Source organism: Clostridium sp. CF012 (genome assembly GCF_018861755.1).
In the GTDB taxonomy this organism is placed as follows: Bacteria; Bacillota; Clostridia; order Clostridiales; family Clostridiaceae; genus Clostridium_AD.
In genome coordinates, this window is the sequence record NZ_JAHLEF010000001.1 from 36,462 (window position 1) to 56,809 (window position 20,348).

The window sequence follows — 20,348 nt, forward strand, 5'->3', positions numbered from 1 at the left end:
AACCACATTTCAGAAGGAAAGTTCACCATTTTCCATAAATAAGAACTTACTACCCTAGTAAAAAGAAAACTTCGGTGGGGGGGTATAAAGCTCCTTCTAAAATCGTTAATAGGACAAGTACCGAAGGGTAGAATTTAATGCAAATAAAGACTGGTTTTACCCAGCCTTTTGAGAACATTAATCTCTTTTAGCCTTCATATCTGCCATTGGAATATATCCCAGTTTTTTTATTCCTGCTTTCATTTCATCACTTACCATATAATCCAAATATGCTTTTGTTATTCCTGTAGGTTCACCTTTAGTGTACATATGCTCATATGCCCAAATTTTATATTTATCTGTGCTTATGTTTTCTGCGTTTGCTTCAATACCATCAATTTTCAATACATTTAAACCTTCTTTATTAGCTGCATCAGAGAAGTATGATAATGCTAAGTAGCTTATTGCTCCTTCTGTTTTTGTGACCATTCCTTTAACAGCTCCACTTGAATCTGAAGTTAAGCCTGCAACTTCTTCCTTGCCATCTAAGCCAAATTGTTTAAATGTTGCTCTTGTTCCTGAAGATGCTGGTCTATTTATAACTGTAACCGCTATGTCAGCTCCGCCGACTTCTTTCCAGTTTTTTATCTTTCCTGTAAATATATCTAGTAATTGCTTCTTTGTTAAAGATTCTACTTTAACTTTTGGATTTGTTACCGCTGCAATTCCTATAACACATACCTTATGATCTTTTAATGCAGTAGCATCAATTCCTGCTTTGTCTTTTGCATATATATCTGAATTCCCTATTTCTACACTACTTTCTAATACTAATTTAAGTCCTGTACCACTTCCGCCACCCTGGACATTAACAGTTGCTCCTGGGTTTTTATCTAGGAAACTTTTAGCACCGAGTTCAGCTAGTGGCTGAAGTGCAGTTGATCCTGCTGCAGTTATTGAACCATTTAATTCACCTGTTTTAGTTTCAGGTGTAGTCCCAGTTTTGCCTGAACAACCCGTGAAAATCCCTGCTGTCATTGCAACTGCTATTGCAGCCAACATTAATTTAAAGTTTTTTCTTTTCATTTATAATTCCCCCAATCGTTAATTTTAATTTTTATATTAGCTGTTTAACTATTCCTTACATTTACAATATTATACCCTGAAAGTTAACTTTGTATTATGTAAAAGTTAATTTAAGTTTAACCAATGTTAATTAAACTTTACAATTGAGGATGTTCCTTTTGTCATTATTCAGAATATGGTATTTCAACTATGAATTTACTACCTTTGCCCAGTTCACTTTCTACATATATTTTTCCATTTAACTGAAGCACTATATGTTTAACAATAGCAAGACCAAGCCCTGTTCCGCCGTTTGATCTAGAACGAGCCTTATCCACTCTATAAAATCTCTCGAAAATACGCGGGATTTGTTTTTTATCTATTCCAACCCCAGTATCCTCAACCCATAGAATGAACCTATCTTTTTTGCTCTCCATGCCAATGCAAACACTATCCCCTGTTTCTGAGTAGTTTATTGCATTACCTACTAAGTTAATTAACATTTGTTTGAACCTATCAGCATCACCAATCAAGGTTTTTATGTTTTGCTCTTGTATGGTTAAATGGATTTTTTTCACATCCGACATGTTTTTCATCAAATTGTACACGTCTCTTATAATTTTATTAACATCAATTTTTTCCTTTTTGACTTCTTTTTGTTGTTCTATATGTGAAAGTATTAAAATATCTGAAATTAATCTAGTCAATCTTTCAGCTTCTTCATTGATTATATTTAAAAATTTTTCCTTTGTATCAGCATCATCCACATATTTTAGTGTTTCTGCAAAGCCTTTAATAGATGTTAAAGGCGTTTTAAGCTCATGGGAAACATTAGCAACAAATTGCGTTCTCATTATCTCTAATTTTTTCACTTCAGTAATGTCTTGAACCACAGCAACAGTGCCAATATGTTCACTTCTGTTTATTATATCTGCAGTCTTTATTCTAAGTTCCCTTTCTTGTGGCCAAACTATTTTTATTTCTTTATAATCATCATCACTTTGATGGAAGATATCTTCTAATTGAAAATCTCTTATATTATCTAGAAGATTTTGTCCTATAATATCTTTAGTGATTCCGAACATTTTTTTAGCATAAGGGTTAATCATTATCACTCTATTTTTTCTATCCACAGCAATGACTCCACTGTCCATACTTTGCAGAATAGCCTCTAGCCTGTTTTGCTTGTCTGTAACTTCATTTAATGTAAATTCTAGTTTATCTGCCATCTCATTAAAGTTCTTAGCTAACTGCCCTATTTCACCATCCGATAATATTCTGGCGCGTCTACTAAATTCCCCCTTACTAATTCTTGAAGTAATAAAAATCAAGTCTGTAATGGGTTTTACTATAATATAGGATAGTTTTAGAGAAAACCAAATTGACATTAGCGCTGAAAAAAATATAGCTAGGATGTAAAACTTAAAATATTTACTACCCAGTCCATTTACAATCTTAAGTGGCATAGAACTTCTAATAATAAGACCATCTCCAAAAGTCGTTGCAAAATACATCATATTCTTTTCTGTAGAGTTACTATATCTCATCGTAAATCCACTACCACTTTTTCTTGCTACTATTATTTCCTGCCTATCATTGTGATTACCCATAGTTTCCTGATTTACAGTTGAATCATAAATAACTTTCCCCTTCTTATCTATGTAGGTTACTCTCAACTGTGAATTAGCTAAGTTCTTAGTGAAAAACTTCTTAGTGTCTCTTAAATTATTACTTTGCAATAAGCTAATTATCATATTATTATTTATTTGAAGTTTATCTTTTAGATTTTGTTGATATTCATAGTTAAATATAGATACAAATAGAGCCGTTACTACTATAAATATAAAAATTACAGTACCTAGCAAATATACAACTAATTTTTTTTTCATTATCAATCACCAAAATTAAATCTATAACCTATACCCCTAATAGTTTGGATATACGCTGGATTTTTATCATCCTCTTCAATCTTTTGTCTTAGATGTCTTATATGAACGTCTACAGTCCTTGTTTCACCTAAGTATTCATAACCCCATATTTTGTCTAATAAGAAGTCTCTCGTCATAACTCTACCTTTATTTTTTATTAGGATTTCCAATAACTCAAATTCTTTTAAGGTTAAATCAATTTTACTTTCACTTTTAATTACCTCGTGTTTACCAAAATCAATAGCCAAATTACCAATATTGAAAGTCTTCTCAACTAGTTGCATATTGGTTCTTCTAAGTATAGCTTTAATCCTTGCAACTAGCTCTCTTACTGAAAATGGCTTTGTAATATAATCATCTGCACCTAGCTCAAGACCTATTATTTTGTCTATTTCTTCGCCTTTGGCCGTTATCATTATTATTGGCATATTTGCCATAGATGAGTCTTTTCTAATTTCCTTGCATACATCCAGGCCATCCATTCCAGGCAACATCAAATCTAGCAACATCAATTGTGGCAATTGTTCTTTAAGAAGTTTTATAGCTTCTATACCATCGCCAGCGCATATAACCTTATACCCACTTTTTTCAAGATTAAACTTAATTAACTCCTGTATATGTTCTTCATCGTCTACCACTAATATTTTTTCTCCAGCCATGTTAATCCCTCCATATTTCTCCTACGTAAGTTATTATGTTAAATATACAAAAGAAAACATCCTCCCTTGTTTATTTTCACTATTTCTATAGGAATATAATTCAAATTGGTTATTACAGACAGTGCAAATATTGGTAGTAGTAATATTTTCTTCTTTAATACCTTTCTCCACAAGCTGTGCCAAAATGCACTTTTCTAAATCCAATTTATTATTATTGCTAATTTTAATATTACTATAAATATCCTCACTAGTAAACTCTTCTATCAGCTCATTACTAACTTCATAGCAACAGCCACCTATATGTGGACCAATGTAAACCTTAATATCCTTAGCATTTGAGCCGTAATCTTGTTCTAGTTTTTTTATAGTTTTACTTACAATTGATGCTTTTGTACCTTTCCATCCACTATGTACTGCGGCTATTGCTCCCTTTTTATTGTCTACTAATATTACTGGAACACAATCTGCTGTAAACACACCTATAGCTATTCTGATTTTATTTGTTATTAGCGCATCTCCGTCATTAACATTTTCATCAAAATTGAAAATTGTATCACTGTGAATTTGATTTAAATAACCAATACCTTGTAAATTGTAATGTGCCTTAATTTTTTCTAAATTTAGTAATCCACCCTCAGTATTTTTATTAAAGTTTAGATTATCCTTTGCTGTAGAAAACAAAATCACTGCATTCTCATACTGGAATTTAATAAATTCATAATTATTAATAGTTTCAATTTGCATTATTTCACCTCATTTATAATTACAGTATCAAAAATTTTATAATTTCTCAAAGTGCAAAAAAATGCCTAAAGGCATTTTTATTCCTTAGACATTAATTTTCTTATCTCTTCCATAAAGGTATTAATATCTTTGAATTGCCTATAAACTGAAGCAAATCTAACATAAGAAACCTCATCTACATTTTTTAGTATACTCATAATGATTTCTCCTATATAGTCAGATTTTACTTCTGTAAGCATTTCATTATTCAGCTGTTTCTCTACTTCATCGCAAATGGCTTCAATTTGCATCCTTGATACTGGCCTCTTTTGACAGGCCTTCATAAGGCCATTTATTATTTTTGTTCTGTCAAAATATTCTCTATTAAAATCTTTTTTTATAACTAAAATAGGTATATCCTCCACTTTTTCAAAAGTAGTATATCGTTTAAAACAACTTAAACACTCGCGTCTTCTTCTAGTTGCAATATTATCTTCTGTAGATCTAGAATCAACAACCTTACTTTCTTCACAGCTACAATATGGACACTTCAATGTTTTTCACGCCCTTTTCCTTGTATAGTTAGCAAATATACTAACATTATACACTTTTTTTTGTAAATTAAAATACTTTAGGCACATAAAAACAAATAACAAATCTACTGACTTGTTATTTGTTTTTATGTGCCTTACTATTCATTCTCTATATTTACATCACTACCATCCACAAGAATAACATCCACACCAATTTTTTTAACTTTTTCCCAAGGTATTTCAATGCTATTATTTTTATTGAACCAAGATGATTTTAGAGTTGGAAGTAGGATTGATATAATTCTATATTCCTCACAATCAACTTTTAAATCTTTGATGTATCCCATTTTCGAGCCTGAATTTATATCTATAATTTCCATCTGTCTTAAGTTATTTAATGCAAACATTAAGCTATCCACTTTATTACCCCCCATAAGTTTTTGTAAAACCACTTTTTAAAGATAACTAGCTATACTAGTCTATTTTTAAAAATAATTAACACTTTATATTATTTATATTCATAAGTTATGAAAAATATTATTTAGTTTTTAAAAATATTATTTATAATTAGAACATTTTAAATTTTTAAGATAAGGCATATATTTTAAGTATGATTTAAAATGAGATTGCAAAAGGCCCCACAAGGGGACCTCATACCATTTTAGTAATTTCTTTTTTTAATCTTTTTATAATTCTTTTTTCAAGTCTTGAGATATAAGACTGGGATATTCCAAGAATATCAGCCACTTCCTTTTGCGTTTTTTCTGTAGTTCCATTTAAACCAAATCTTAGCTGTACAATCTCTTTTTCTCTTGCATTTAAACGTTGCATAGCAAGCCAAAGCAATTGTTTATCTACATCATCTTCAATAATATTGTAAACCACATCATTGTCTGTGCCAAGAATGTCAGAAAGTAATAATTCATTACCATCCCAATCAACATTTAAGGGCTCATAAAAAGAAATTTCCGTTTTAATTTTACTATTCCGCCTAAGATACATTAAAATTTCATTTTCAATACATCTTGAAGCGTATGTAGCTAGCTTAATTTTTTTTTCAGGATCAAAAGTATTAACTGCTTTGATTAGCCCTATGGTTCCTACAGAAATTAAATCTTCAACATTTACGCCTGTATTTTCAAACTTCCTAGCTATATATACTACTAGTCTTAAATTTCTTTCAATTAAGGTTGCTCTAACCTTTTTATCCCCTGTATCTAATCTGACTACTAATTCATCCTCTTCATCCTTAGTTAATGGAGGTGGTAGTGCATCATTACCCCCTATATAAAACAAATTTTTTGAAAATACTTTGAATTTAACAATCAACTTGTTTAACACTACTTTAAAATTGAACATAATATCCTCCTTATCACTATTATTTATCTATAATAATTATTATTATTTGAACCTATTAGCTGAGTATCCCCCTAGACATAAGCCCGTTATAGTCATTATCTTTGCTTAGTTTATACTCACAAAAGGCTATAATCACATCTCTTGTTTCAATATTTTTTTTATCAATATGAATATTAATATACTCTGGTTTAAACCCTACCAGTCTTCCATTTGTACCATTTAGTACAGTATAGGGGATGTAATAGGTATTGTTTTTTTCAAGCATTACCTCACTTAAAATATCCCGTTCAACAATTAATACCGGCAAATTAGTAGCAGGCTCTCGAAGCTCATTTCCGGTATCTAAAAATGCCTTAATACTTTTTTTGTAACTTTTATTTATTATGTCAATAGTATATATAAGGGTTGTTATTTTTTTTCTATCCCCTATAAAAATGATAATCCTATATATCAATATGTAAATTATCATTACTGAAAGAAGTAACTTTTCATAAGGAAAATCTATTATAATTACATCAAATGACATATTTTTACTATTGCTTATTTGAATAAATAAACACATTCCAGCTAAAAGAATTGAATATAATATAAAGATTAGACAAGCTTTAATATTGAATAAAAAATTTTTCTCTCTAAAAGCAATTAAAATCATTACAATAACTATTAATATTTTAAAAGGCATATATGACAAATATTTTAGATCTGGGTAAACTACTGTTAAAACATATAAGCTACCAACAAAACTTGAAAGGCAAATCCAAATAAACTTTACTCTTTTTCTTAATGTTTGAACAGTAACATGCAATATGAATAGATTAACTATAAAATTTACTAATATAAGAACATCTACATATACTATCACTCGTCCTTCCTCCTTTAAAAACATTATATAACTTATGACTTTAAAATTTTGTCATTTTTTACCACAATTTTAATTTTTATTCTTCTATAAACCGTCACTAATTCCCATATTCTGTTTAATGTATAGGTAATAAAAAAAGACCTATGTCCTACAAATCAACTGCCAACCTAAACTTATTAAAATAGGTTTAGATAAAGCGTTAGTATTGTAAAAGCAATATAGTCTTTTTAGTAATTAAAATTGTTTTAGACGCAAATAAAGTGCCAAAAGGCACTTTATTGTTTGTTTTGCAGACTCAAATAAATAACAAGCCAGTGCTCTAGTCTATTCTACCCTTGTCCATTTAATTAAATGTAGTTTACTTACTCTGTCTTCTTAAAAAAGCTGGAATTTCTAAGTCAGAAGCTTCATAATCTTTAGTATATGCAGCTTCTTCAATAGGCTTAATAAATTCTTTTTCTTTTGTCTTTGGCGCAGTTTTAACTTTTAACATTTTTTCATTTTCAAAGCCAGTGGCAATAACTGTTATTCTTATTTCATCTTTTAAATTCTCATCTATTACTGCACCAAATATAATATTAGCATCTGGATCTGCAGCACCTTGTACAATTTCTGCAGCTTCATTTATTTCAAGGAGTCCGAGATCCGTTCCACCAGTAATATTTAAAAGTACACCAGTAGCACCCACTATAGAAGTTTCGAGTAATGGACTTGAAATAGCTTGCTTTGCTGCTTCTTGGGATCTATTATCACCTGACGCTCTACCAACACCCATATGTGCAAGACCTTTTGCAAGCATAATTGTTCTTACATCTGCAAAGTCTAGATTTACAAGACCAGGTATAGTAATTAAATCAGATATACCTTGTATACCTTGTCTTAAAACATCATCAGCCATTTTAAAAGAGTCCATCAATGTAGTTTTCTTATCTACCATGGTTAATAATCTTTCATTTGGAATTGTTACCAAAGTATCTACTGTTTCTTTAAGAGTTTTTATCCCTATTTCAGCATTAATCATTCTTTTTCTACCTTCAAAAGGAAATGGCTTTGTTACAACTCCTACAGTTAGTATTCCCATAGATTTAGCAATTTCTGCAACCACAGGTGCAGCTCCAGTACCCGTACCGCCTCCCATACCTGCAGTAATAAATACCATATCTGCGCCTTTAATAGCTTGAGATATTTCATCTCTACTTTCTTCTGCTGCTTTCATACCAATCTCTGGATTGGCTCCTGCTCCTAGCCCCTTAGTAAGTTTATCACCAATTTGAATTTTTTGTACCGCATGAGAAAGAATTAGAGCTTGTTTATCAGTATTTATAGCTATAAACTCTACGTTTTTAAGTCCCTCCATAATCATTCTGTTTATAGCGTTATTTCCTCCGCCACCACACCCAATTACTTTAATTTGAGCAAATTCTTGAACATCAACATCAAAATCTAGCACAACACTACCTCCTTATTAGAAAAAGTCTGCAAAAAACCCTTTGATTTTTGCTGCAAATTCGTTTTTTCCACTTTTATTTTGTTTTTTTGACCATTTACCTTCATCTAGTTCTTCAGAAAAACTATTAGTAGTTTTAATATTATTAGCAGCTTGTACAACTATTCCAACTGCTGTAACGTAAATAGGGCTAGCAGCCCCAACATAATCTGGAGAACCTATTCTTACTGATTTATTAAATATCTCTTTACTTAGCTCAGTGGTGCCTCTAAATAAAGAGATACCCCCACCAACTATAACTACACCAGAAATTTCTTTATAAAATCCACTATTTAGTAAGTTTATTTTAATTAAATTTAATAATTCTTCTACTCTAGCCTCAATTATATCAACTAATAAATTATTATCAATTTCAGTGAAATTATCATAAGAATCTTTAACTCTAATTTTCTCTAAATCAGTTTCATTGCCTTTAACTAAACTTCCATATTTAAGCTTTAATCTTTCGCCTTCGCTAAAAGGAACTTTAAGACAAACTGATATATCATTGGTTATATTATTTCCACCTAATTGAAGAATAGAAGTATATTTTAGTTTTGCACCCTTATATATAGAGATATCAATGGTCTCTGCTCCAACATCTACAATTGCTATGCCCATATCTTTCTCTTCTCTTCGTAGAACCGCCTCTGAAATAGCTGACGGCCCAAGTACTATACCATTAACTTTAATCCCAGCATGTTTTACACTTTTCAACAAATTACTAACTACTGTAGACTTAGCCATGACTACTTGTGCTTCAACTTCTAGTCTTACTCCACTCATTCCTCTAGGGTCTTTGATATTGTCATATCCATCAACAATATATTGTTCAGGTTCGACACCAACTATTTCTTTATCGGATGGAACTGATATAAGTTTAGCTGCTTCAATCACCCTGTCTACATCAGATTGTTTAATCTCTCTATCTTCAGAAGATATTGCAATCATTCCAGTATTTCTTACTAGTTCACAAATCCCTCCAGGTAGTGATATATACCCATCACTTATTTGAGTATCTGTCATACGCTCTAATTGTGTGATACATTGCTTTATAGCTTCAGCTGTACTATCAATATCTATTACAACTGATTTATTTAAACCACTACATACCACTGATGTAATGCCTATAATCTGAAGTTTTCCATTGCTAGCAATCTTACCAACTGCTCCGCATATTTTCGATGATCCTAAATCTATTCCCACTAAATGTTCATTCATTAAGTTTATCCCCCCTCATAAGAGAAACCTCAAGTGTATATATTCAACAAATAAATAAATTTTCCTCTTATTTATTTGAATTTTTATAAATTTTATTATAAATTTAAATACAATTAAAGTCACTTGCATTCTGTTCCATATTTGTATATGTCTATAAACTTAATTTAGAAGTAGTAAACTACATTATAATAATAATGTTAAAATGTTAACTTTTCTTCTAGGCTTAGTATAATAGCAATATATAAAAAAAGCAATATTATATTACTAAGGTAACTTTACCCAGTTAATATATGACTGAACCTTGGTTTAAAGTAAAAATAAAGCTAAAAGCTATCATTCCTCTATGCTTTTAGCTCAGTTTAATTTTTGACTAAAGGGATAGCATTCTTACCATCATTTCATTATCTACTGAGTATGTCATTGCCTCATCCTTTGATATAATGCCTTTTTTATATAAATCTGCAATGGACATGTCCATTGTTTTCATACCATATTTCCCTCCAGTTTGAACACAAGACTGTAATTGATGTGTTTTACCTTCCCTTATAAGGTTTTGAATTGCTGGAGTTGATATCATTACCTCAAGAGCCGCAGCTCTTCCTTTTTCATTAACCTTTGGTATTAATTGTTGAGAAACTATTCCCTGCATCACTGCTGCCAATTGGACTTTAATCTGTTGCTGCTGATGCGGAGGAAATACATCCACTATTCTATCAACTGTTTTTGCTGCACCTATAGTATGTAGCGTAGAGAAAACCAAATGTCCAGTTTCAGCTGCGGTAATAGCGATAGAAATTGTTTCAAGATCTCGCATTTCGCCTACTAATATAACATCCGGGTCTTCTCTAAGGATAGCTCTTAAGGCATTTTTATAATTTTTACTGTCTTTTCCAATTTCCCTTTGATTAATGATGGATTTGTTATGTTTATGCAAATATTCAATAGGATCCTCCAGGGTTATAATATTACATGCTCTAGTAGAATTAATTTCATTAACCATAGCAGCTAGTGTAGTACTTTTACCACTGCCTGTAGGTCCAGTAACTAAAACCAAACCTCTTTGCTTTACGGTAAGTGCGCGGACAACCTCTGGAAAATCAAGTTGTTTAAGCGTAGGTATTTTTAGCGCAACTACTCTAATAGCGATGGTGTCGCTTCCTCTTTGCTTATAAACATTAACCCTAAATCTCCCAAGCCCCCCAATAGAATAAGAAGTATCAATTTCTCCATTTTCATAGTATTCTTCATAAGAATCTTGTAAAATTTCTCTTGAGTACTTTTCAGTATCTGATGGAGTCAATTTATCTTTCCCTACTTGTATTAAATGTCCATTAACTCTAATAATTGGTACGGAACCAACTGTTAAGTGCAAATCTGATGCATTTTGTTCTGTGGTTTTCTCTAGTAATTCACTAAGTGATATCATTATTTGTCCTCCGTTCTTTTAATGAAGCTCTCCAAATATCTATTGCAAAATGCGCTTGAAATTTAAGCATATCCTTGCCATTTATAATCTTCGCACCATTTTCCTCACCGTGCTTTAAAAACAATGTTTTCTCAGGTATATAGTTTAAATCGTATAATATATTTTTTTCTGAAGTGTTTTCTAATTTTATTGTCAATTCCTCAAGATGATTTATTCCACCTAAGGGCGTACAATTCACAATTATATTATAGTTGTTACAATCAATAGTAGAATTAAATTCTACAAAATTATCCACTTTAGGGAATTGATTGAGAATTTTACACTTGTCTCTGCCTGTAATGTCTATGAATTCTATTCCCAGATCTTTAAGTGCAAAAAATATACTTTTTGCAGCCCCTCCATTTCCAATAATCAGTGCCCTACCCTTCAGAGAATTAACCCCCTCTACTTTTAGGCTTTCAATGAAACCTAAATAATCTGTGTTGTAGCCAATTAGCTTACTATTTTTTAACACAACTGTATTTACTGCTCCTATATCCTTTGCTGGACCCATAACCTGGTCTAGAAAATTAATAATATGCTCTTTATAGGGTATAGTTACATTAAATCCAATTATATTATTATCATCTAAATTTTCAATAAAATAAGTTATTTCATTCCTTTGTAAATCAAATAACTTATAATTAAAATCAAGTCCATTTAATTTGTAATACTCATTGTGAACTTTTGGTGACTGAGAATATTGTATATTATTACCAAGTAATCCAGTATACTTCACTTTATCATCTCCAAGTTATAATATAGACGAGTTATAATATTCGACGAAATTATATAATTCTCCTTTTTTTATTTTTTTAATCCCTATAACTATTTATTAGAACAATTAAGCCTAGGTTTATTATTATTATTATTATTATTTAATTCCCTAAAAAGCTTCTTTAGTGCTCTCTTTTCAATTCTAGATACATACGACCTAGAAATTCCTAGAATTAATGCAATTTCTCTTTGAGTTCTAGGGTTACCATCAAGTAATCCATAACGCATTTGAATTATTATTTTTTCTCTATCCATTAAAGCTAAGTTTATCTTACTATAAAGCTTTTTAATTTGTATTTTATTTTCTACTATCTCAATAATAGAATCCTCATCACTACTTAATACGTCCATAAGAGATATTTCATTTCCCTCTTTATCAATGCCAATAGGATCCTGCAAATACACTTCGCCTTTTGTTTTCTTATTATTGCGAATAAGCATGAGTATCTCATTTTCTATGCACCTTGCAGCATAGGTAGCAAGCCTTGTTCCCTTGCTTGTATCAAAGGAATCAATGGCTTTAATTAGACCCACGGTCCCAATGGATATAAGATCATCTACATCCTTCCCTGGATAGGAATATTTTTTTACTATATGCGCAACTAGTCTTAAATTTCGTTCAACTAATATACTTTTAGCTAGTAAATCGCCTTGTTTCAACTTTGTTAAATAGGATTTTTCTTCTTCTTCACTTAAAGGTTGCGGAAATGAACTACTACCAGTAATATAAGCTGTTAAAAATGTAACGTTTCCAATCATATCTAATAAACAATTCATGAAAAACACGGAGGTTCCTCCTAATAGTGCTTATTAATATAATATGATTTTTTTTATTAATATTGCCTGTACATAAAATTTATTTAAAAAAGTTTTTAATCAATCGCTTTAAGTGCATTAACTACTTCTTTAAATATTGGAGCAGCTGTACCTCCTCCTTCTTCATCCGCTACGCCTTTTACATTCATCTTAATATTATTCACAAATACAACCATAGAATATTTTTTTTCATTAAAAGTAAAGAAGCCAACAAACCATCCGTCAGATTTAGTTGTTTCGTTATCCTTATATGTAGTAGTTCCTGTTTTACCACCTATACTCATACCTTTAATATAAGCCGCGTCTCCAGTACCATAATCCTTGGTTACTACATCCATCATATGGGATTTCACTGTTTCGGCAGTTTCACTTTTTAATACACGAGATGATTTAGAAGTGAATTTCTCTAAAACTTCGTTATTGTCATCTACATATGCATCTATTATGCTTGGCTGAACATATATTCCATTGTTTATAATTGTATTGGGAATACTAATGGCTTGTAGTGGTGTTATTCTAGTCTTCTGCCCAATAGCAGCTAAACTTGTATCCCCAAAAGCAGGTTTTGATATATTCACTCCAAAGTCACCAATTTCCTCTTGTTGAAAATTTAATACTTTAGCTAACATTCCTTGTTTTTGTGCATAATTATACATGTTTTGCAAGGTAACAAATTTACCAAATTGACCGAATATGTTATTAGAAGATTTTGCTAGCGCCTCAGCAACAGTAAATGAATCGCCCTTAGGAGGCTCTTCTTTAAATATATTAGGATCTACTGTATATACCTTATTGACGTCTATTAAATTTAAATCCAGGCCAGCCTCTTCCACAATAACTTTAAAAATTGATCCTGGTAAAGCACCATTAGTACCGTTCATCCCTAGATTTGGATTATAGTCACTATCATCCTTTTGTGCCATCGCTCTTATCTTCCCAGTGCTACTCTCCATTAGTACAACACCAATTTGGCCATAATTCTTGTATTTATCTGCATGAAGAATCTCTTCAACACTAACCTGAATTTCTTTGTCTAAGGTAAGTCTTACATTAACATTGTTTTCAGGCTCGACGATTTTACCCTCAGATATCTCACCATCAACGCCTTTCGTATACCCAATTTTTGTGAATTTATTGTTCTTAGTTTTATTATATATTTGCATTTCTAAAGAGTCATCACTTTTTACAGTAAGCTTGCTAACCTCTTTTTTAGTTACAGGGTCTATTTGCGTTTTATTGTATGTTGTATTTATTAATAAATTTTCAATTTTCCAATATCTACCTTTTTTTACCTCATTACCTGCATAAGTATAAAAGCCTTTTACCCCTTTAATATCCTTAAGCTTATCAAACGTATCTTCGTTAATTTCATATTTTAATTTCTGCCCATTACCACTACCATTTATCTTTTCTAAATCATAGTTACTATTGTAATTTCTTAAAGTAATAGTTAAAGCTTCTAAATCATATTTGCTAGTGTAATCATTAAATCTCAAATAATCCAATGGATCAATAATTGCATAATATTTAACCTCATAATCTAAAAGAGGGTTATTTTTACAGTCAAGTAAATTATATTGCAAACCGTATTTTTCATCTATTGTATATTGTGCATCAGCCATAGCTTTAAGGGGTTCAGCTTTAAAATACATGTAATTTGTAATTTTCCAAATCAAAAAACAAAATAATAAGATAAATATACTCATTAACATCCACGTTCTTTTTTGAATTTCTCTCCTTTGATTTGAATCTCCGAATATACTATATCCTCTATACATAAAAACACCTCACTTAGCCTAATTCTAGCCCTAAATGAGATGTTTTATACTTTATAATTGTTATTTTTCTATTTCTTGCTTTTGAAGTGATTGCCTTATATTTGAAGTGATTATATCAATAGCTACCTTGTTATGTCCACCTTCTGGTATAATAATGTCAGCATGCCTTTTGGTAGGTTCAGTGAATTGTTCATGCATTGGTTTAACAACATTTAAATATTGTTTTATTACAGAATCTGTTGTTCTACCTCTCTCATTAATATCCCTAACAAGTCTTCTTATAAATCTGACGTCTGCATCCGTATCTACATATATTTTTATATCCAGCATATCTCGAAGAATCTTTTCAGAAAGTACAAGAATTCCTTCAACTATAATAATTTCCTTTGGCTGCACAGAAACTGTTTGTTGCATTCTGTTATGTATTTCAAAATTATATATAGGCTTTTCAATAGCCTGTCCTTCTAAAAGAAGATTAAGATGCTTAACTAAAAGTGAAGTATCAAAAGCATCTGGATGATCATAGTTTGTTTTTATTCTTTCTTCAAAAGAAAGACTACTTTGATCCTTATAATATGAATCTTGTTCAAGCATCGCAATACATGTGTCATCAAACTGTTTATAGATCTCTCTTGCAATGGTGCTTTTCCCGGATCCCGTTCCTCCAGTTATCCCTATTGAAATCGGACGATGCATTATTTTTCCTCCTTGCATTTTATAAGTATATCATTCTCATGAAGTTTTTCCATGACCTTTACAGTAAATAGCATCTGAGCATTTGGAGCAGAAGCTATGTTTTCTCCCTTAGAATTTCTCATATCATTCAGCACAATTACAACATTATCGCCTACTGGTCTTAATACTTCAACAGTATCACCTTGGAATACCTTATTTCTTTGCTCTATTATCGCAATATTAGTTTCTTCATTATATTCTCGTACAACTCCAACAATATCATAATCTCTAATGTATGATGATGATTCATATATCTGTTTGTTTGGATCTCCAAAATAAAATCCAGTATAATATTGTCTATGGCTAGGCTTTAAGAGATTATCCATCCACTTTTGCTGAAATTTATAATTTACTGAATCCTCTATATACGCATCCACAGCCTCTCTATAAGATTTACATACAGAAGCAACATAATATGAGCTTTTCATTCTTCCTTCTATTTTGAAGGACATTATACCTGATTCCATAAGTTCTGGTACGTGTTCTATCATGCATAAGTCCTTTGAATTCATTATGTAAGTACCTTTATCATCTTCAATTACAGGAAAGTATTCTCCTACTCTTTTTTCTTCCATTAAAAAATATTTATATCTACATGGTTGGGCGCATTGTCCCCTGTTAGCATCTCTTCCTGTCATATAGTTCGACAAAAGACATCTTCCGGAATAAGACATACACATAGATCCATGAACGAATGCTTCCAGTTCACACGTATCCGGTAATTTTTCTCTAATTTCTTTAATTTCTTTTAGTGATAATTCTCTTGCAAGAACAATTCTTTTTACGCCTTGTTTATGCCAAAAAATAGCTGATTTATAGTTAACATTGTTAGATTGAGTACTAAGGTGAATTTCTAAATTTGGTACAACTTCCCTAGCTGTCATGATAATTCCTGGGTCAGAAACAATTATAGCATCTGCACCTAGTTCATATACCTCTTTTAGGTACTCCTCAAGGCCATCTAAATCCTCATTATGTGGTATTACATTTAAGGTAACATAGACCTTTTTTTCTCTTGAATGGGCAAAAGCTATACCTTCTTTTAATTGTTCATTAGTAAAATTATCTGCAAAAGCTCTTAAATTTAATTTACTGCCACCTAAATAAACTGCATCTGCACCAAAATTTATAGCTGCTTTTAATTTTTCTAAATTTCCTGCTGGTGCTAGTATTTCTGGTTTCATTGGTTTCATTCCTCCTTGCTGATATCTGGATTTTTTCTTACAGTAACTGAGATTCCATCTCCCATTGGTATTACAGAAGTTATAAGTTCATCGTTATTAGATACTAATTCTAAATAGCTTTTCATGCGTTTTATTATAGTTACTTTTCTACGTGTTGCAAGGTCTTTTGATGCAACCATTCCCCTAAAAAGAACATTATCAGCAATAAGAACTCCTTGTTTTTTTAGAAGTCTAAGGCAGTGCGGAAGAAAATGATTATAGTGTGCTTTACCTGCATCCATAAAAATCATATCATATTCATCCACAAGATTTTCTAAAATTTCTAGGCAGTCTCCTTGTAGAATAATGATTTTATTTTGTAATCCATATTTTTTTATATTAGCCTTTGCAAGCTCTATCATTTTTTCATCTCTTTCAATAGTTGTAATTTCACACAAACCACCAAGAGTAAGATTCATTAAAATTGCAGAATATCCTATGGCCGTACCGAGTTCTAATATCTTTTTAGGTCTATTCATTGTTATCATTAATTCTAAAAATTTAGCAGTTTCCTTTTGTACTATAGGAACTCTATGTTCTAGAGCAAAATTTTCTAAATCCTCTAAAATACCAGTATTACTAGGAATCAATTCTCTTAAATATTCTTCCATATAATCATGTGTTACCCCACTCATTTAATTTCCTCCAAAACTTAATTAAGGCACATGAAAATAAATAACAAGACAAAGCTGTTAGTCTATTTATTTTCATGTGCCTAACACAGTTAACTAAAATCCTTGTGTTACAGCTTTTACTTTTAAAAACTCATTATAGTTATCTGTAAAAAAATGTTTTCCATCATTATCTAAAACAAAGTATAAATAATTTGTTTTAGCAGGCGATAGAACTGCTTTAATAGAGGCTTTTCCTGGGCTACATATTGGTCCTACAGGAAGTCCTTCTACCTTGTATGTATTATAAGGCGATTTAACTTCTAAATCCTTATTATATAGTTTTTCTTTGTGTTTACCTATTGAATATAAAACAGTTGCACAAGATTGCAGTTTCATATTTTTATCTAATCTATTATAAAAAACAGATGCTACTTTATTTCGTTCACGTGTATCACTAGTTTCTCGTTCAACAATTGATGCCATTATTATTATATCATCTATTTTTTTCATATCTATAGGTTTTTCTTTATTTAGTTCATTTATAGTGCTATAAAATTTATCCACCATCAGTTTTATTATTACTTGCCCACTCATACCAGCTTTAAGCTCATATGTAGCTGGAAAAAGAAAACCTTCCAAGTTAAAATTCTGGTTTTTATTTTCATGTATATAAGCTGGTAGCTTATAACTTTTACAATTCTCCATAAATATTTCACTATCTATTATGCCTTTTTCTTGTAATGCCTTTGCAATTTCTTTTATATCAAACCCCTCAGGTATAGTTACTTTAATAATATCTTCCTCTTTTCCTATAGTTGATAAAATAGTTATGAGGCCACCAACTGTAGCATTATTTGGAATAAAGAACTTTCCTGAGTGAATATTGGATTTAACCCCATTTATTTTGATATAAAACTTTATAATACTTGAGTTTTTAATAACCCCGTTTTGGTTTAAATCATCTAGTATACTATATAAAGTGTCACCATCTTTAACATTAACATGGATATCCTCGCTAGTTACAATAGGATGTTGTATTATTTTCTTATACTGAAAAGTACCAGCTAATACACAAACTATTAAAACCCCAATTAATAGCCCTATCTTTTTCATTAAACCACCCCATAATCAAACTATTTATTTGATTTACTACTTGCTCTTTTTCTTTCTCCTGAGTCTAATAGTCTTTTTCTCATTCTAATATTTAGAGGAGTAATTTCAACTAACTCATCATTAGCTACAAATTCTAAGCACTGCTCTAAAGACATAGGTCTTAATGGAGTTAGTTTTAGTGCATCATCTGCTCCTGAAGATCTAGTGTTTGTTAACTGTTTCTTTCTACATACATTTACTTCTATGTCTCCAGCTCTTGCACATTCCCCTGCAATCATTCCTGCATATACAGGCACTCCTGATGGTATGAAAAGAGTTCCTCTTTCTTGAGCATTGTATAATCCGTAAGTTACTGATTCTCCCCCTTCAAATACAATTAGTGAACCACGACTTCTATCTGGAATTTCTCCCTTAAACCTATCGTAGCCATCTAGAACGTGATTCATTATACCATTACCTCTAGTATCAGTCATAAGTTCACTTCTAAACCCTATTAATCCTCTTGAAGGCACTTTAAATTCTAATCTAGTGTATCCATTTATAGCAGAAGTCATATTTACCATCTCTGCTTTTCTTGGTCCCATTTTTTCCATTACTACGCCCATAAATTCTTCTGGCACGTCAATTGTAAGGTGCTCAATTGGCTCTGTTTTATGGCCATTTTCCTCTTTAAATATAACATTTGCTTTTGAAACTTGGAATTCATATCCTTCACGTCTCATAGTTTCAATTAGAACTGAAAGATGAAGTTCTCCTCTTCCACTTACTTCAAAACCTTCTGCATCTTCCGTTTCTTCTACTCTTAAGCTAACATTAGTTTCAAGTTCTTTCATAAGTCTATCTCTTATGTGTCTTGATGTAACATAAGTTCCTTCTTGACCTGCAAAAGGAGAATTATTAACCATAAAATTCATAGTTAGTGTAGGCTCATCAATTTCAACGAATGGTAGTGCTTCTGGTTCATTAATATCAGCTATTGTTTCACCGATGTTAATGTCTGGAATACCAGAAACTGCTACGATATCACCAAGCATTGCTTCTTCAGTTTCTTCTCTCTTAAGACCATTGTAAACGAAAAGAGCTGAAACTTTAACATTGTTTATTGTGCCATCTTTTCTTATAAGTGCTATTTGTTGATTTCTTTTGATTGAACCTCTTTCAATTTTTCCTATTCCAATTTTTCCAACATACTCATTATAATCAATAGTTGAAATAAGCAATTGAAGTGGCATATCTAAATATCCTTCTGGTGCTTTTACATTCTTTATTATAGAATCAAATAATGGTTCCATGTTGTCACTTACATCATCAACTTCTAATTTAGCAAACCCTTCTCTAGCAGAAGCATATACCACTGCAAAGTCTAATTGATCATCATCTGCTCCAAGTTCAACAAATAGGTCAAAGACTTCATCAAGTACATCTGTAGGACGAGCATCTTTTCTATCAATTTTGTTTATAACAACTATAGGTTGAAGATTTAGTTCTAAAGCTTTTTTCAAAACAAATTTAGTTTGTGGCATTGGACCTTCATATGCATCAACTACAAGAAGTACGCTATCAACCATCTTAAGTACTCGTTCAACCTCTCCACCAAAATCTGCGTGGCCAGGAGTATCAACTATATTTATTTTAATTCCATTATGCATTACTGCTGTATTCTTAGAAAGAATTGTTATTCCTCTTTCTTTTTCTAAATCATTAGAGTCCATTACTCTCTCTTGAACTCTTTCGTTTTCTCTAAAAACATGGCTTTGTTTAAGTAGACAATCCACCAGAGTTGTCTTGCCGTGATCTACGTGCGCAATTATTGCTATATTTCTAACATCATTTCTTGTAAATAAATTCATATTAATCCTCCAATTTTTTTTCGTAAGTTTACACATTTTCTACAAACAAAAATTGGATACGTCATGAAGTATCCAATTTTCACATTACTATACTTATTCTAATATTATCTTGCAAAAAAGTCAACTAGGTCTATTATACATTATTACCAAAAGATAAGTCTA

At 31.1% G+C, this 20,348-nt stretch carries 19 protein-coding genes; all 19 read right to left on the minus strand.

What is annotated here, in order from left to right; genetic code table 11:
• Positions 1 to 177: 177 nt before the first annotated feature.
• The 19 genes from KPL50_RS00200 to typA all read right to left on the minus strand — a co-directional run bounded on the left by KPL50_RS00200 (position 178) and on the right by typA (position 20,186).
• Positions 178 to 1,065, minus strand: coding sequence for a phosphate ABC transporter substrate-binding protein (locus KPL50_RS00200; RefSeq protein WP_216296424.1), 888 nt, complete (start codon positions 1,063 to 1,065; stop codon positions 178 to 180).
• Positions 1,066 to 1,229: 164 nt separating this feature from the next.
• Complete coding sequence (pnpS, locus tag KPL50_RS00205) at positions 1,230 to 2,933, minus strand: two-component system histidine kinase PnpS (protein ID WP_216296425.1); 1,704 nt, start codon at positions 2,931 to 2,933, stop codon at positions 1,230 to 1,232.
• A 2-nt stretch (positions 2,934 to 2,935) separates the two neighbouring features.
• Positions 2,936 to 3,631: a response regulator gene (locus tag KPL50_RS00210; protein WP_216296426.1), complete on the minus strand. Its 696-nt coding sequence runs from the start codon at positions 3,629 to 3,631 to the stop codon at positions 2,936 to 2,938.
• Between the two features lie 33 nt (positions 3,632 to 3,664).
• On the minus strand, positions 3,665 to 4,375 hold the full coding sequence (gene pgeF, locus KPL50_RS00215) for a peptidoglycan editing factor PgeF (RefSeq protein ID WP_216296427.1): 711 nt from the start codon (positions 4,373 to 4,375) through the stop codon (positions 3,665 to 3,667).
• Between the two features lie 77 nt (positions 4,376 to 4,452).
• Positions 4,453 to 4,908: a transcriptional regulator NrdR gene (nrdR, locus tag KPL50_RS00220; protein WP_216296428.1), complete on the minus strand. Its 456-nt coding sequence runs from the start codon at positions 4,906 to 4,908 to the stop codon at positions 4,453 to 4,455.
• Between the two features lie 137 nt (positions 4,909 to 5,045).
• Entirely contained in the window at positions 5,046 to 5,294 is a 249-nt protein-coding gene (locus KPL50_RS00225) for a YlmC/YmxH family sporulation protein (protein WP_375372897.1), read from the minus strand.
• Between the two features lie 244 nt (positions 5,295 to 5,538).
• Positions 5,539 to 6,246: an RNA polymerase sporulation sigma factor SigE gene (gene sigE / locus KPL50_RS00230; RefSeq protein ID WP_216296430.1), complete on the minus strand. Its 708-nt coding sequence runs from the start codon at positions 6,244 to 6,246 to the stop codon at positions 5,539 to 5,541.
• A 55-nt stretch (positions 6,247 to 6,301) separates the two neighbouring features.
• Positions 6,302 to 7,108, minus strand: coding sequence for a sigma-E processing peptidase SpoIIGA (gene spoIIGA / locus KPL50_RS00235; protein WP_216296431.1), 807 nt, complete (start codon positions 7,106 to 7,108; stop codon positions 6,302 to 6,304).
• A gap of 358 nt (positions 7,109 to 7,466) precedes the next feature.
• Positions 7,467 to 8,558 (minus strand): cell division protein FtsZ, encoded by a 1,092-nt coding sequence (gene ftsZ, locus KPL50_RS00240; RefSeq protein ID WP_216296432.1) that lies wholly within the window; start codon positions 8,556 to 8,558, stop codon positions 7,467 to 7,469.
• 15 nt (positions 8,559 to 8,573) lie between these two features.
• Complete coding sequence (gene ftsA / locus KPL50_RS00245) at positions 8,574 to 9,815, minus strand: cell division protein FtsA (RefSeq protein ID WP_216296433.1); 1,242 nt, start codon at positions 9,813 to 9,815, stop codon at positions 8,574 to 8,576.
• A gap of 370 nt (positions 9,816 to 10,185) precedes the next feature.
• Complete coding sequence (locus KPL50_RS00250; protein ID WP_216296434.1) at positions 10,186 to 11,241, minus strand: type IV pilus twitching motility protein PilT; 1,056 nt, start codon at positions 11,239 to 11,241, stop codon at positions 10,186 to 10,188.
• On the minus strand, positions 11,228 to 12,019 hold the full coding sequence (aroE, locus tag KPL50_RS00255) for a shikimate dehydrogenase (RefSeq protein WP_216296435.1): 792 nt from the start codon (positions 12,017 to 12,019) through the stop codon (positions 11,228 to 11,230). Before aroE ends, KPL50_RS00250 begins: the two co-directional genes overlap by 14 nt.
• Before the next feature lie 89 nt (positions 12,020 to 12,108).
• Positions 12,109 to 12,834, minus strand: coding sequence for an RNA polymerase sporulation sigma factor SigK (gene sigK / locus KPL50_RS00260; RefSeq protein ID WP_253200410.1), 726 nt, complete (start codon positions 12,832 to 12,834; stop codon positions 12,109 to 12,111).
• A gap of 95 nt (positions 12,835 to 12,929) precedes the next feature.
• Positions 12,930 to 14,651 (minus strand): penicillin-binding transpeptidase domain-containing protein, encoded by a 1,722-nt coding sequence (locus KPL50_RS00265; protein ID WP_216296437.1) that lies wholly within the window; start codon positions 14,649 to 14,651, stop codon positions 12,930 to 12,932.
• Between the two features lie 60 nt (positions 14,652 to 14,711).
• Complete coding sequence (udk, locus tag KPL50_RS00270) at positions 14,712 to 15,347, minus strand: uridine kinase (RefSeq protein WP_216296438.1); 636 nt, start codon at positions 15,345 to 15,347, stop codon at positions 14,712 to 14,714.
• Positions 15,347 to 16,570: a U32 family peptidase gene (locus KPL50_RS00275; RefSeq protein WP_375372893.1), complete on the minus strand. Its 1,224-nt coding sequence runs from the start codon at positions 16,568 to 16,570 to the stop codon at positions 15,347 to 15,349. The genes udk and KPL50_RS00275 overlap by 1 nt, the downstream gene beginning before the upstream one ends.
• A gap of 5 nt (positions 16,571 to 16,575) precedes the next feature.
• Positions 16,576 to 17,244 (minus strand): O-methyltransferase, encoded by a 669-nt coding sequence (locus KPL50_RS00280; protein ID WP_216296440.1) that lies wholly within the window; start codon positions 17,242 to 17,244, stop codon positions 16,576 to 16,578.
• A gap of 93 nt (positions 17,245 to 17,337) precedes the next feature.
• On the minus strand, positions 17,338 to 18,336 hold the full coding sequence (gene mltG, locus KPL50_RS00285) for an endolytic transglycosylase MltG (RefSeq protein WP_216296441.1): 999 nt from the start codon (positions 18,334 to 18,336) through the stop codon (positions 17,338 to 17,340).
• Between the two features lie 20 nt (positions 18,337 to 18,356).
• Positions 18,357 to 20,186: a translational GTPase TypA gene (gene typA, locus KPL50_RS00290; protein WP_216296442.1), complete on the minus strand. Its 1,830-nt coding sequence runs from the start codon at positions 20,184 to 20,186 to the stop codon at positions 18,357 to 18,359.
• Positions 20,187 to 20,348 lie beyond the last annotated feature (162 nt).

What these genes read in the sequence shown, in the direction of transcription:
- ftsA (WP_216296433.1), bottom strand. Translation starts at nt 9,815, where the DNA reads ATGAATGAACATTTAGTGGGAATAGATTTAGGATCATCGAAAATATGC.
- udk (WP_216296438.1), bottom strand. Translation starts at nt 15,347, where the DNA reads ATGCATCGTCCGATTTCAATAGGGATAACTGGAGGAACGGGATCCGGG.
- sigK (WP_253200410.1), bottom strand. Translation starts at nt 12,834, where the DNA reads ATGAATTGTTTATTAGATATGATTGGAAACGTTACATTTTTAACAGCT.
- KPL50_RS00210 (WP_216296426.1), bottom strand. Translation starts at nt 3,631, where the DNA reads ATGGCTGGAGAAAAAATATTAGTGGTAGACGATGAAGAACATATACAG.
- KPL50_RS00225 (WP_375372897.1), bottom strand. Translation starts at nt 5,294, where the DNA reads ATGTTTGCATTAAATAACTTAAGACAGATGGAAATTATAGATATAAAT.
- KPL50_RS00275 (WP_375372893.1), bottom strand. Translation starts at nt 16,570, where the DNA reads ATGAAACCAGAAATACTAGCACCAGCAGGAAATTTAGAAAAATTAAAA.
- pnpS (WP_216296425.1), bottom strand. Translation starts at nt 2,933, where the DNA reads ATGAAAAAAAAATTAGTTGTATATTTGCTAGGTACTGTAATTTTTATA.
- mltG (WP_216296441.1), bottom strand. Translation starts at nt 18,336, where the DNA reads ATGAAAAAGATAGGGCTATTAATTGGGGTTTTAATAGTTTGTGTATTA.
- pgeF (WP_216296427.1), bottom strand. Translation starts at nt 4,375, where the DNA reads ATGCAAATTGAAACTATTAATAATTATGAATTTATTAAATTCCAGTAT.
- KPL50_RS00200 (WP_216296424.1), bottom strand. Translation starts at nt 1,065, where the DNA reads ATGAAAAGAAAAAACTTTAAATTAATGTTGGCTGCAATAGCAGTTGCA.
- KPL50_RS00250 (WP_216296434.1), bottom strand. Translation starts at nt 11,241, where the DNA reads ATGATATCACTTAGTGAATTACTAGAGAAAACCACAGAACAAAATGCA.
- sigE (WP_216296430.1), bottom strand. Translation starts at nt 6,246, where the DNA reads ATGTTCAATTTTAAAGTAGTGTTAAACAAGTTGATTGTTAAATTCAAA.
- typA (WP_216296442.1), bottom strand. Translation starts at nt 20,186, where the DNA reads ATGAATTTATTTACAAGAAATGATGTTAGAAATATAGCAATAATTGCG.
- KPL50_RS00280 (WP_216296440.1), bottom strand. Translation starts at nt 17,244, where the DNA reads ATGAGTGGGGTAACACATGATTATATGGAAGAATATTTAAGAGAATTG.
- KPL50_RS00265 (WP_216296437.1), bottom strand. Translation starts at nt 14,651, where the DNA reads ATGTATAGAGGATATAGTATATTCGGAGATTCAAATCAAAGGAGAGAA.